Source organism: Catellatospora chokoriensis (genome assembly GCF_011297315.1).
GTDB classification, from domain to species: Bacteria; Actinomycetota; Actinomycetes; order Mycobacteriales; family Micromonosporaceae; genus Catellatospora; species Catellatospora citrea.
The window spans coordinates 142,921-154,950 of the sequence record NZ_JAAOTI010000019.1; the positions used below are offsets into that span (position 1 = coordinate 142,921).

General features: G+C 69.7%; 11 protein-coding genes and 1 pseudogene. 7 read left to right on the plus strand and 5 right to left on the minus strand.

The genetic code is table 11. The features are described 5' to 3' along the window. Positions 1 to 86: 86 nt before the first annotated feature. Entirely contained in the window at positions 87 to 920 is an 834-nt protein-coding gene (locus HAV39_RS26660) for a hypothetical protein (RefSeq protein WP_191841902.1), read from the minus strand. Between the two features lie 346 nt (positions 921 to 1,266). Between HAV39_RS26660 and HAV39_RS26665 the strand changes: the two genes are divergently transcribed. Continuing rightward, the gene (locus HAV39_RS26665) at positions 1,267 to 2,049 is read left to right on the plus strand and encodes a hypothetical protein (RefSeq protein WP_191841903.1); all 783 of its coding nucleotides are present in this window, start codon (positions 1,267 to 1,269) and stop codon (positions 2,047 to 2,049) included. Positions 2,050 to 2,082: 33 nt separating this feature from the next. Here the strand turns inward: HAV39_RS26665 and HAV39_RS26670 are convergent, their stop codons facing one another. Together HAV39_RS26670 and HAV39_RS26675 are read right to left on the minus strand one after the other, a co-directional pair. Next, positions 2,083 to 3,066 carry an aldo/keto reductase gene (locus tag HAV39_RS26670; protein WP_191841904.1) on the minus strand — a complete coding sequence of 328 codons (984 nt, stop codon included), beginning with the start codon at positions 3,064 to 3,066 and terminating at the stop codon, positions 2,083 to 2,085. 35 nt (positions 3,067 to 3,101) lie between these two features. Further along, on the minus strand, positions 3,102 to 3,959 hold the full coding sequence (locus tag HAV39_RS26675; RefSeq protein ID WP_191841905.1) for an aldo/keto reductase: 858 nt from the start codon (positions 3,957 to 3,959) through the stop codon (positions 3,102 to 3,104). Between the two features lie 147 nt (positions 3,960 to 4,106). Between HAV39_RS26675 and HAV39_RS26680 the strand changes: the two genes are divergently transcribed. Beyond that, the gene (locus HAV39_RS26680; RefSeq protein WP_191841906.1) at positions 4,107 to 5,003 is read left to right on the plus strand and encodes a helix-turn-helix domain-containing protein; all 897 of its coding nucleotides are present in this window, start codon (positions 4,107 to 4,109) and stop codon (positions 5,001 to 5,003) included. 46 nt (positions 5,004 to 5,049) lie between these two features. After that, the gene (locus HAV39_RS26685) at positions 5,050 to 6,411 is read left to right on the plus strand and encodes a PQQ-dependent sugar dehydrogenase (protein WP_191841907.1); all 1,362 of its coding nucleotides are present in this window, start codon (positions 5,050 to 5,052) and stop codon (positions 6,409 to 6,411) included. A 12-nt stretch (positions 6,412 to 6,423) separates the two neighbouring features. On the opposite strand, the gene HAV39_RS26690 is transcribed toward HAV39_RS26685, so the two are convergent. After that, the gene (locus HAV39_RS26690) at positions 6,424 to 6,801 is read right to left on the minus strand and encodes a cysteine hydrolase family protein (protein ID WP_203736463.1); all 378 of its coding nucleotides are present in this window, start codon (positions 6,799 to 6,801) and stop codon (positions 6,424 to 6,426) included. A 425-nt stretch (positions 6,802 to 7,226) separates the two neighbouring features. Here HAV39_RS26690 and HAV39_RS26695 point away from each other — a divergent pair. The 4 genes and pseudogenes from HAV39_RS26695 to HAV39_RS26710 all read left to right on the plus strand — a co-directional run bounded on the left by HAV39_RS26695 (position 7,227) and on the right by HAV39_RS26710 (position 10,481). After that, positions 7,227 to 7,803, plus strand: a pseudogene (locus tag HAV39_RS26695) (IS607 family transposase). Further along, on the plus strand, positions 7,800 to 8,744 hold the full coding sequence (locus HAV39_RS26700; RefSeq protein WP_191841908.1) for an RNA-guided endonuclease TnpB family protein: 945 nt from the start codon (positions 7,800 to 7,802) through the stop codon (positions 8,742 to 8,744). Before HAV39_RS26695 ends, HAV39_RS26700 begins: the two are co-directional and overlap by 4 nt. Before the next feature lie 13 nt (positions 8,745 to 8,757). After that, positions 8,758 to 9,768, plus strand: coding sequence for a LacI family DNA-binding transcriptional regulator (locus HAV39_RS26705; protein WP_191841909.1), 1,011 nt, complete (start codon positions 8,758 to 8,760; stop codon positions 9,766 to 9,768). 74 nt (positions 9,769 to 9,842) lie between these two features. Further along, positions 9,843 to 10,481 carry a hypothetical protein gene (locus HAV39_RS26710; protein WP_191841910.1) on the plus strand — a complete coding sequence of 213 codons (639 nt, stop codon included), beginning with the start codon at positions 9,843 to 9,845 and terminating at the stop codon, positions 10,479 to 10,481. 28 nt (positions 10,482 to 10,509) lie between these two features. Here HAV39_RS26710 and HAV39_RS26715 read toward each other — a convergent pair whose 3' ends face one another. Beyond that, the gene (locus tag HAV39_RS26715) at positions 10,510 to 12,012 is read right to left on the minus strand and encodes a rhamnulokinase (protein WP_191841911.1); all 1,503 of its coding nucleotides are present in this window, start codon (positions 12,010 to 12,012) and stop codon (positions 10,510 to 10,512) included. Positions 12,013 to 12,030 lie beyond the last annotated feature (18 nt).

Below are 12,030 nucleotides of genomic sequence, written 5' to 3' on the forward strand. Positions count from 1 at the left end.
CAGGCCCAGGGCCGCCGGGTCCAGCGCAGCTGGAAGCTCTCCCAGGCGACATGCGCGGCCTGGCGGCATCGCCGGCGTTCGCGACTCTAGGTGGCGCAGGTGGCGTACGCCTCGGCGGCCCAGACGTCGGGGTTGCCGAGCTCGTCCTCGTATCCGGTCACGGCGACCATGTTCGGCCGGATGATCCGAAAGTCGTCGATGACCGAGTGCCCGCGTACGCGCCACAGGTCGCCGCCGACGTGGATGATCTGCGTGCCGGCCGGGCAGGTGACGGTCACCGTCTGCGGGTTCGAGGAGTCCTGCGGCGTGCTCGCCGAGGTCTGCACCATGCCGGGCAGCCCACTGCCGGCGCACACGGCGGTGACCGTGCCAGTGATCGGTGTGACGGCGCCCGGAACGTTGCTGGACTCGACGCTCAGGTAGGCCCGGTTGCGGACGTCGATCTCGATGCCGGTGGCCATCGCCTTGGCCGTAGCCGAGACGGTGTATCCGCTACCGATGATTCGCTGGCCGGCGCATTCTGCGGTGGCCCAGACGAGCGACGGATCGCTGACGGTGACCCGGACATAGCGGAAGCCGGCCGGGGTCGGGATGCACACGTTGGTGACGGTGATGTGCCACGTGCCGGAGTAGCCGTTCGAGTCCTCGGCACCGATCACGACCAGAGCGTTGCGGCCGAGCACGGTGGTCGGCGTGATCTGCCGGATGGTCGCCTGCCCGAGCGCGCCGGTCAAGTACGCTCCGCCGCCGATCGAGACGGTGCCGGTCGGGCAGTAGAGGACCACGGTCTTGGCCGCCGAGCTGTCGGTCGCACTCGTCGACGTCACGTACTGGATTCCCGCAACCGCTTCGGCCGGGCTCTGAATCGTCGCGGCGCCCATGACCGCCGCCACCGTCAGGAAGATTCTCCACTGTTTCATAGCCAAAATGGTTGAACGCCAATGGATTCGCCACAAGTTGCCGCATGGCGAGAAGCTTCATACCGTACGGTAAGCCCTGCCTTCCCGAACAGACAGGTCTACTCCGGGCCACGGGTATGTCGGAGGTCACCGGCATGGCTTCGAGCCTGATCTGCCGAGGTCCGTAGGTCCGAGCCGGTGCCGGGCGTACTTCGTGAATATCGGGGCAGCATAGGCTGTTCCCGTGGCGGATGAGGCTTGGGAAGTCGTGCCGGGTGTCGGGGTCGGTCCGCTTCGATTCGGCACTCATCGTGAGCAGCTACATACATCGCTCGGGCCGTACCGCGCATTTCGTCGGGGCTGGTCAGTGGACCTCACCGATCAGTACCACCGACTCGGCCTCATGCTGACCTGCAATCCGGGCGAGGGCCTGTACCTGATCGAAATGCCCGATCCGAGCTATGTGAGGTGCCACGGCGTGACGCTGGGCGGGTCGGCCGAGCGGGTCGTGGCGGACCTTCGGCGCGCGGGCCTGGCGCTGGAACAGGACGACAGCGGCTGGACCTTTGCCGACGGCACCGTCGCCCTCTATGTCCCCTCCAACGAGCGGGACGCGGTCGTGGAGGCCGTGACGCTTTTCGCGCCGGGACACACCGTGGGTGAGATCGTCACGATCCCGGGTGGTGCGACCCGATCGCCGACGCTGTCGCACGATGTCAAGCCTGGCCACGGCATCGGCCTCATCGCACTCGGCGAACCCCGGGCCGACGTCCGCCAGCGCCTGCATGATGCGATGACGCACATCGGCCCGCCCGGCTCGAGGGAACCAGTCGAGGACATCTTCTGGGAGGACGGTCTCGTCGTGCAGTACGACGATCGCGAGCGGGTCAGCCGCATCCTCGTCGTGAAGGCCGACGCGGTGAGCTACGCCGGCATCAACATCAAGCCCGGCTATACGGTGCCGTACGACTCGGTGCGGCAGACCTTACTGGCCCAAGGGCATCCGATCACGGACCAGGAGCTGGCTCTCGAGCTGGACGGTACGGGCATCCAGCTCTGGCTGGCCAACACCCAAACCGAGTGGCCGCTGCCGGTCAGCGCCGTGGTCATCACCGCGCGAACCGAGTCTCCGGCAAACCAACCGAAGTAACCACGCTCATGGAAAGCCACCCACAGCACCGGGCTAGCGCTCGATCATCTTCATCTGGGCGTCGGTATGGTGGCCGCCTTCGGCCGGGGTCAGGCGGTCCAGGGCGGCGACCTGCTCGGCGGTCAGTGCGACGGCACCGGCGGCGGTGTTCTCCTCCACCCGGTGGACACGCTTGGTGCCGGGGATCGGCACGATGGCGTCACCCTTGGCCAGCAGCCAGGCCAGAGCGACCTGGGCCGGGGTGGCGCCGATCTGATCGGCGACGGCTTGGACCTCGTCGGCTATACGCAGGTTGGCGTCGAGGTTCTCGCCGGTGAAGCGTGGATTGTTCTTGCGGAAGTCGCTGTCGTCCAGGCGCTGGACGTCTTCGGCGGTGCGGATGGTGCCGGTCAGGAACCCGTGCCCGAGCGGCGAGTAGGCGACCAGGCCGATGCCGAGCTCGCGTAGCAGCGGCAGGATCTGTTCCTGGTCTCGGGTCCACAGCGAGTACTCCGACTGCAGTGCGCTGATCGGGTGGACGGCATGGGCGCGGCGAACGGTGTCGGTCCACGCCTCGGACAGGCCGATGTGCCGGATCTTGCCCTGCTGGACGAGTCCGGCCAGCGCCCCGACGGTGTCCTCGATCGGCGTGCCGGGGTCGACCCGGTGCTGGTAGTACAGGTCGATGTGGTCCGTGCCGAGCCGCCGCAGCGAGCCTTCGACGGCGATGCGGATGTTGGCGGGACTGCTGTCGAGGGTCCACGGGCCGCGGCCGTCATGGGCGACGAGCCCGAACTTGGTGGCCAGGACCACCTGGTCCCGGCGGCCTTTCAGGGCGCGGCCGACCAGTTCTTCGTTGGTGTACGGGCCGTAGATCTCGGCGGTGTCGATGAAGGTGACGCCGAGGTCCAGGGCGCGGTGGATGGTGCGGATCGATTCGGCGTCGTCGGTTCCGGCGCCGGTGTAGCCGTGGGACATGCCCATCGCGCCCAGGCCGATCCGGGATACTTCCAGCTTGCCAAGGTGTGCCGTGTGCATGAGGTCTCCTCGCGTATCGACACGGGCCGGATGCGTCAGTCGACGCGCCGCCCGCCGAGCCACTCGACCATCGCCGGGTCTCGGTGGTCGAAGAACATGGACTTGCCGGTGTCCAGGCCCGCGATGCGGGCCATCTCGTCGTCGCCGAGCTCGAAGTCGAAGATGTCCAGGTTCTGGGCCATCCGGTCGGGCCGCACCGACTTGGGAATGACCACGACGTCGCGCTGGATCAGCCAGCGCAGGACGACCTGGGCGACGGATTTGCCGTGCCCGGTGGCGATCGCGGTCAGGGTCGGGTTGGTGAACAGGTCGTTCTTGCCCTCGGCGAACGGACCCCACGACTCGATCTGCACACCGTGCTCGCGCATCAGCTGCTGGTCGGCCTGACGCTGGAAGAACGGGTGCGTCTCGACCTGGTTGACGGCCGGGGTGACGTCGTTGTGCTGGATGAGGTCCACCAGCCGGTCGCCGAAGAAGTTCGACACCCCGATCGCCTTGATCAGACCCTCGCCGTGCAGCTTCTGCATCGCCCGCCACGAGCTGTAGTAGTCGCCCAGCGGCTGGTGGATGAGATACAGGTCGAGGTAGTCCAGGCCCAGGTTGGCCAGCGACTTGTCGAACTCGCGCCGGGCGGTGTCCTCGCCCGTGTGCTGGATCCACAACTTCGTGGTGATGAACAGGTCCTCGCGGGCGATGCCGCCGGCCGCGATCGCCCTCCCGACGGCCTGCTCGTTGCCGTACGACGCGGCGGTGTCGATGGACCGGTAGCCGGCAGCGAGGGCGTCGGTGACTACCTGCTCGGTCTGCTCGTCGGGGACCTGGAAGACACCGAAGCCGAGGATCGGCATCGCCACCCCGTTGTTGAGCGTGATCATGCGGTGCTGTGCTGCCATGACGAATCCTTTCCACCGGTTCGCGACGCGCCCGTCGCCTGCCCTGACTCCACCGAACCTCATCTCCGGCGCGGCAGGCAGTGACGCTCCTGCCCGGTAATGCCAGACCCTCCCTCCGCAACCGGGCCGCGCCGTACGGTCGAAGCCATGGACAACCGCAGCGAGGTACGCGACTTCCTCACCTCTCGCCGCGAGCGCCTGATCCCCGAGCAGGCCGGGGTGCCGTTCTTCGGCGGCCGGCGGCGCGTCAAGGGGCTGCGCCGCGAAGAGGTCGCCATGCTCGCCGGGATGAGCACCGACTACTACACCCGCCTGGAGCGCGGCAACCTCACCGGCGTCTCCCACTCGGTGCTCGACGCCCTGGCCCGTGCCCTGCGACTGGACGAGGCCGAACGCACGCACCTGCTCGACCTGGCCGAAACCGCCAACACCCCCACCGCGGGACGGACACCCCGGCGGGTGCCGAACCGGACGACAGTGCGGCAGGGCGTACAGCGCATCCTCGACACCATCAATGCCCCCGCATATGCCCGCAACGGACGTATGGACATCCTGGCCACCAACCGGCTCGGGCGGGCACTGTTCGCCGACGCCCTCGGCTCCGGCGACAGCTTCAACCTGGCCCGCTACCTGTTTCTCGACCCCCGCGCGCAGGACTTCTACCCCGCCTGGCCGACTGTGGCCGCCGACTGCGTCGCCGCACTGCGCACCTACGCCGGGCGCAACCCGTACGACCGCGGCCTCACCGACCTGATCGGCGAGCTGAGCACCCGCAGCGAACCGTTCCGCACCTGGTGGGCCACGCACAACGTGAAACTGCACCACACCGCCACCAAGACGATGCACCACGCCATCGCCGGGGACCTCGAACTCACCGGCGAAGCCCTCCAACTGCCCGGCGACCCCGACTTGACGATCATCACCTACACGTTCGAGCCGTCCGGTCCCACCGAGCAGGCGCTCGCGTTCCTCGCCTCCTGGAGCCCCCGGTCCGCCGGCGACCTCGACGATCAGCCCGCGCGCTCGGGCACCGCGGCACGCTAGCCGCGGTCCCTGGCGCCGAGGGCTCCACACGAAAGGCGCACCCCTCATGCCTCCTTCATCGCGTCACGCCGCAGGTGTCCGGCCGAAGCCACGGATCGCCGCGGCAGCAGCGCTCGCGGCCGGGCTGATGCTGGCTCTCAGCGCGTGTACGACGGCGGACGACAGCAGCGACCCGCCCCTTCCCGCGGGCGCAACGACGGCGCCCACCCTGCAGGCTTTCAGCGCGCTGTCGCCCGTGCCGCTGTCGACCGCACGGGGCGTCGCTGCCGGTGCGGCCGCCGGCCGGTCGCTGAACCTGCCGCGAGGCTGGTCTGCGGAGGTCTGGGCGGCAGTGCCGGGCGCACGACTGGCGGCGTGGACGCCCGATGGCCGCCTCCTCGTCTCCACGGGCCGCGGTGGCTCGCTGGTGCTCCTGACGCCGCAGCCCGACGGGCGCGGGCCGGCGGTGACGCCCCTGCTCGACGGCCTCGACAATCCGCAGGGCGTCGCCCTCACAACGCAGCTCGGGCGCGACATCATCGTGGTCGGCGAGGAGACCCGCCTCGTGGCGTGGGACTACGCCAAGGGCGCCGTGACCAACCGGCGGGTGATCCTCGACGGCCTTCCCAGCGGGGGCCACGGCAGCAAGATGGTGGCGGTACGCGACGGGCAGGTCTTCTACAACGTCGGATCGGCGACCAACAGCGACGCGGTCGATCGCACGTCCACGCCGCAGCGGGCGACGATCGCCCAGGTGGGGCTCGACGGCACCGGCAACCGGACACTCGCGACCGGCGTACGCAACGGCGAAGGGCTGTCCTTCGCCCCCGACGGCACGCTGTTCGCCGCGATCAACCAGGCCGACAACCAGCCCTATCCCTTCCGCGACTCGAGCGGGCACTACGGCGAGACCGTCCCGGAGTACGTGAACGAGAACCCGGTCGATCAGATCTCGCGGATCACCGCCGGCACGGAACTGGGCTGGCCTTACTGCCTGCCCGACATCCGCGGGCACGACGACCTCACCGACCTGGGCTACGTCGACCACCCGGTCACCAACCCGGACGGCGACGAGCTCGACTGCGCCGGCATCGACCGGACCCCACTCGGACTGCCCGCGCACAGCGCCCCCGTCGGATTCGTGTTCACCAACGGCTCCGGCCTGCCGGAAGCGCTGGCCGATGGTGCGCTGATCACCGCACACGGTTCGTGGAACCGCCGGCCGCCACGAGAGCCTTACGTCGCCTACAGCGCCTGGGATGCCGGCAGCAACTCCCTCACCCCGGCCAAGGTCCTCGTCACGGGATTCCAGAACGCGGACGGCACCCGGTGGGGTCGCTGCGTGGACGCGGTGCCCGGACCGGACGCGTCCATCTACGTGACCGACGACGCCGCCGGGCTCGTCTACCGGCTCACGCCCGGGCGGTGACGGCAGGACCCATCACAGCGCCGCGGTAGTGGCCGCCGCCCAGTCGGCCACGGTCGTCACGTCCGCCTGGACCGGGAACACCTTCTCGGCGAGGACCCGACGCACCTCGGGATCGTTGTCGAGGCAGCCGTCGGCCAGGACGGTGCGAGCGAGGTCGAGATCGGCGGCCTGGCGCAGGGTGGACAGCACCACGCCGCTGGTCGCGATGCCGGTGAGGACGAGGTGTTCGATGCCGCCAGCACGCAGGACCACGTCCAGGTCGCTACCCGCGAACGCGCTCACCCCCCGCTTCGTGAGGATGATGTCGCCCTGGGCGGGCGCCACGTCGGGGTGGATCTGCGCGCCCTCGTCGCCGGCGGGCATCGCGACCCCCGCGAGCCTGCCGAACATCTTGTTGCGGGCGCTGCCCTAAGGTTGCCCGGGACGGGACCGACGACCACGTAGATCACGGGCAGTCCGGCTGCCCGAGCCACGTCGATCGCGGTGCCGAGCCGGCGCAGGTAGTCCGGATCGGGGTAACGCGCCACGATCGAGCGTTCTGCCTGGGCCGAATGTCAACTTTCATCCCGCTGCTGCGGTCCCTTGCCGTCCACCTCGTCCCGGCCGGGCCACGGGTCTCCCGTCACCGCCGCGCACCGGTGGAACGTGCTGACGGCAACGTCGGCGCGATGGCTTCCGGCAGGTGCGGGCAGCGTTGACGCGTTTCAACCGTCGCGTACGTGGTGGGCACGGCCCCGGTGAGCATGGAATGGGGCACGCAGTAGCTCACTCATAGCTGAGTGTACGTGTGCGTATGTGAGCGTTAGTATCGCAAGATGAAGCTTGCCGAGTGGGCCCGCCGGAACGGGGTGCACCCCACAGACCGCGTACCGGTGGTTCCGTGAGGGAACCATGCCGGTTCCCGCTCGGCGGCTGCCCTCCGGCACGATCATGGTCGATGTGGCCGAGGCCGCTCCGCAGCGCCAGGTTGTCGTCTACGCCCGGGTGTCGTCGGCGGACCAGCGAGACGATTTGGACCGGCAGATCGCGCGGGTGACCGCGTGGGTGACCGCCCGGGACCTGGCCGTCACCCGCGTGGTGACCGAGGTCGGTTCGGCGCTGAACGGTCGTGGCAGGAAGTTCCTCAGCCTGTTGCGCGACCCGGCCGTGACAGTGATCGTTGTCGAGCATCGCGACCGGTTCGCTCGGTTCGGCGCGGAGTACGTTGAGGCTGCGCTGTCCGCGCAGGGCCGGCGGCTTCTGGTGGCTGATCCGGCCGAGGTCGACGACGATCTCGTGCGGGACGTCACGGAGATCCTGACCTCGCTGTGCGCGCGGCTATACGGCGGCCGTGCCGCCGTGAACCGGGCACGCCGCGCCGTCGCCGCGGCCACTTCCGAGGACGACTCGTGATCGTCTATCAGGCGTACCGGTTCGCGCTGGACCCGAACGCCACCCAGATGGCTGCGCTGGCCTCGCATGCCGGGGCGAGCCGTAAGGCGTTCAACTGGGCACTGGGGTTGGTCAAGGCGCAGCTGGACCAGCGTGCCGCGGAGAAGACCTACGGCCTGACCGACGACCTACTCACCCCGATCACCGACCACGCCCGGCACGGTCCCGTGGTCGGCGTGGACGTCGGCATCAAGCACCTGGCCGTGCTGTCGACCGGGGACGTGATCGACAACCCGCGGCATCTTGCGGGCGGGGCCAAGCATCTGCGGCGGCTGTCGCGGCGGGTCAGCCCGGACCGGCGCACCGGCCGGGAGGCGTCCAAGCGCTGGCAGAAGGCCAACGCGGACCGGTCTCGGGCATACGCCCGGGTGGCGAACCTGCGCCGCGACGGCCTGCACAAGCTCACCACCGCGCTGGCCGCGGACTACGCCACGATCGTGGTGGAAGGCCTGAACGTCGCGGGGATGGTCCGCAACCGCAGGCTGGCCAAGGCCGTCTCCGACTGCGGTTTCGCGACCATCCGTGCCATGCTCGGTTACAAGACGACGTGGAATGGTGGCCGGCTGGTCACCGCCGGGCGCTGGTGCCCGTCGAGTAAGACCTGTTCGGACTGCGGCGAAGTGAAAACCAAACTGCCGCTGCGCGTCCGGACGTTCGTGTGTGACGCCTGCGCAATGGTCCTGGACCGGGACCTGAACGCGGCCAGGAATCTCGCGCGACTGGTGGAACGCGAGGCGGGTACCGGAGTGGCCCGAGACCCGGAGCCGCGAGGCTTCAACGGACGTGGAGCCGACCGTAGGACCCCGCTTGCGGGGCAGGTGGCTGTGAAGCGTCCACCCCGTCCGGGGACCGTCGGCCGGCAACGGCCGACTGCCGACCGCGAACTCACGTTCGCTCACTGATGGGTGACGGAGCATGGAGACGACGAGCATCAAGGAGGTCGCACGCCAGGCCGGCGTCTCGCTGGGCACCGTCAGCAACGTGCTCAACCGCCCGCACCTCGTGGCCGACACGACGCGGCAGCGCGTCCTGGAGGCCATCCGCGAACTCGGCTACGTCCGCAACGATTCCGCACGTCAGCTGCGCGCCGGCCGGAGCCGCACGATCGCCATCGTCGTGCTGGACGTCTCGAACCCCTTCTTCACCGACGTCATCCGCGGCGCCGAGGAGGCCATCGACGCCGCCGGCGCGGTGGCGGTCGTCTGCAACAGCGGTCAGAGCGCCGCCCGCGAGCGCAGGCACCTCGAACTGCTCGAGGAACAGCGCGTACAGGGCGTGCTCATCACCCCGGTCGACGGCGGGCGGGACTCTCAGCTGGTCAACCTCATCAAGCGCGGGGTGCCGGTGGTGCTGGTCGACCGCGGCATCTGGCAGTCGGACCGGTGCTCCGTCGCGGTGGACGACGTCCTCGGCGGACGGATCGCCGGGCAGCACTTCCGCGAGCTCGGCCACGATCACGTCGCGTTCGTCGGTGGCCCGCTGACCATTCCCCAGGTCGCCGACCGGCAGCACGGCTTCGAATCGGTGCTGTCCGGCATCCGGGTGCGCACGTTCCTGACCCCCGAGCTGACGGTCGCGGCCGGGCGGCAGGCAGGGCACGCGCTCGCGGACCTGGCCTCGCCCGACCGGCCGACGGCGGTGTTCTGCGCCAACGACCTGCTGGCGTTGGGGCTGCTGCAGGAGATGACGCAGCGCGGCATCAGCGTGCCCGACGAGGTCGCCATCCTCGGCTATGACGACATCGACTTCGCGGCGGCCGCGGCAGTGCCGCTGTCGTCGGTTCGCCAGCCTCGCGAGCACCTGGGCCGTGCCGCTGCCGAACTGCTCCTGGAGGAGACCAGGTCCCCCGACACGCACGCGCACCGGAACCTGGTGTTCCATCCCGAGCTGGTGGCACGGAAGTCGACGGCCCGCCCCGGGCGCTGACCCGTACGGCACGCGGTCAAGCGCGTTGATGAGATAAACCGGGTGCCACCTGGTGTGATGAGCCGGGAGGGTTGATGATTGACTGGGTGACGGTCGCCGATCTTGGCACGGCCGCCGGGACCGCGCTGCTGGCGGTCGCGACCTTTGCCGCGACGCGCTCGGCGAGCCGGGCCACGGCGACTGCTGAGCGGGCGCTGCTGGAAAGCCTGCGCCCGATCCTCGTGCCTTCACGGTGGGAGGACCCCACGCAGGAGATCCGCTTCCTGGACGGCCGGTGGTTTCTTGTGTACGGCGGACGCGCCGTCCTGGAAACCACCGATAACGTCGTATATATAGCCATGTCTGTGCGTAACGTCGGACGGGGACTTGCTGTTCTGCACGGCTGGGACATGCCGGCCGAGGAGCACAGTGCGCACCGCGACCCGGCCGACTTCCGTCGCTTGACCCGCGACGTTTACGTTCCTGCCGGCGACCAGGGTTTCAGTCAGGTGACGGTACGCGATCCGACATGCCAGGAGTTCCGAACCATCTGCGATATCGCTTCCGCAGGCGGCGACCTGTGGCTTGACCTGCTCTACGGCGACGCCGAGCGCACCCAACGCGTGATCACCCGTTTCGTGGTGACGCGAAGCCCCGTGCAGGATTCCACCGAGCACGATTGGGCACTGACCGCCAACCGGCACTGGAATCTGGATCGCCCAGATCCTCGGTGACCGACCGGGCCCTTTCCACAGCGCGATGTCAACCGGCCAGGCGCGCCGCCAGGCCCGCCCACGCTGTCGCGCTCTGGCCGGATCGCGGCAGGTATCGCCTCGGCGTGACGTGCCGATGGAGCAGGGTGCGCAGGTCCCGGAGTTCCCCGGTGATCGCGCCGAGAGCGCGCGCCTGCACCAGCGCGTTGCCGAGCGCCGTCGCCTCCACCGGTCCGGCCGTCACCGGAAGGCCGCAGGCGTCGGCGGTGAGCTGGCAGAGCAGCTCGTTGCGTGACCCTCCGCCGACCAGGTGCACGACGTCCACCGGGTGGCCGGCCAGCTCCTGCGCCTGGCGTACGGCACGGGCGTGCGCCAGTGCGAGGCTCTCCAGAATGCACCGCACCATGGCCGCCCGCGAGGCGGGCACCGGCTGACCGGTCCGTCGGCAGTAGTCGGCGACCCGGGCGGGCATGTCGCCCGGCGGCAGGAAGACCGGGTCGTCCGGGTCGACGACGCTCACGAAGGCCGGCTGCGCGGCCGCCTCGGCCAGCAACGCCGCAAGGTCCGCGGGCTCACCGTGTGCCTGCCAGGTGCGCATCGACTCCTGCAGCAGCCACTGGCCCATCACGTTGCGCAGGTAGCGCACGGTGCCGTCGAGGCCGGCCTCGTTGGTGAAACCCGCCTTCCGGCTCGCTTCGGTCAGCACCGGTTTGCCCAGCTCCAGCCCGACCAGTGACCACGTGCCGCAGGAGATGTAGGCGAATCGTTCGTCGCGTGCGGGCACCCCGACCACGGCCGAGGCGGTGTCGTGGGAGCCGACCGCGAGCACCGGCACGGTGGGGTCCAGGCCGGTGTGTGCGGCCACGTCCGCAGTGAGCGGGCCGATCGTGTCGCCGGGCCGGCGAAGTGTCGCGAACAGCTGCTCGTCCCAGCCCAGCACGGCGATAAGTTCCGTCGACCAGGTGCCGCTGCGGGCATCGAGCAGCCCGGTCGTGGACGCGTTGGTCAGTTCCGCGCCTTCCTGGCCGGTGAGCCAGTAGGCCAGCAGGTCGGGTAACAGCAGCATGCGGCGGGCGGCGGCGGCAGCGGGTGTGCCGTGGGCCGCCGCCAGCTGGTAGATCGTGTTGAAGGGCAGGTTCTGCAGCCCCGTGATCGCGTAGAGGCGTGCCACGTCCAGCTGTTCGTGGACACGTTCCATGACACCTTCGGTGCGCCGGTCGCGGTAGCTGATCGGATTGCCGATCAGCGCCCCGGTCGCGTCGAGCAGGCCGTAGTCCACCGCCCACGAGTCGATGCCGATGCCGTCCAGGCCCTGGCCGGGGGTGCCGCCGGCCCGGGCTGCGCGGCCGGCTGCCCGCAGCCCGTCGAGCACCCCGCGGTAGAGGGCCAGCACGTCCCAGTGCAGGGTGTCGCCCACCTGGATCGGTTCGTTGGGGAAGCGGTGGACCTCGGTCAGTTCGAGCACGTCGCGGCCGACGCGGGCGAGCATCACCCGGCCGCTGGAGGCGCCCAGGTCTGCCGCCGCCACGGTGGCGGGCTGCGGTCGGGGCATGGTGCGGGCTCCTTCGTG

Excerpts from the sequence above, each read along its gene's own strand:
- HAV39_RS26710 (WP_191841910.1), top strand. The coding sequence starts at position 9,843 with ATGATTGACTGGGTGACGGTCGCCGATCTTGGCACGGCCGCCGGGACC.
- HAV39_RS26680 (WP_191841906.1), top strand. The coding sequence starts at position 4,107 with ATGGACAACCGCAGCGAGGTACGCGACTTCCTCACCTCTCGCCGCGAG.
- HAV39_RS26715 (WP_191841911.1), bottom strand. The coding sequence starts at position 12,012 with ATGCCCCGACCGCAGCCCGCCACCGTGGCGGCGGCAGACCTGGGCGCC.
- HAV39_RS26660 (WP_191841902.1), bottom strand. The coding sequence starts at position 920 with ATGAAACAGTGGAGAATCTTCCTGACGGTGGCGGCGGTCATGGGCGCC.
- HAV39_RS26685 (WP_191841907.1), top strand. The coding sequence starts at position 5,050 with ATGCCTCCTTCATCGCGTCACGCCGCAGGTGTCCGGCCGAAGCCACGG.
- HAV39_RS26705 (WP_191841909.1), top strand. The coding sequence starts at position 8,758 with ATGGAGACGACGAGCATCAAGGAGGTCGCACGCCAGGCCGGCGTCTCG.
- HAV39_RS26675 (WP_191841905.1), bottom strand. The coding sequence starts at position 3,959 with ATGGCAGCACAGCACCGCATGATCACGCTCAACAACGGGGTGGCGATG.
- HAV39_RS26690 (WP_203736463.1), bottom strand. The coding sequence starts at position 6,801 with ATGTTCGGCAGGCTCGCGGGGGTCGCGATGCCCGCCGGCGACGAGGGC.
- HAV39_RS26670 (WP_191841904.1), bottom strand. The coding sequence starts at position 3,066 with ATGCACACGGCACACCTTGGCAAGCTGGAAGTATCCCGGATCGGCCTG.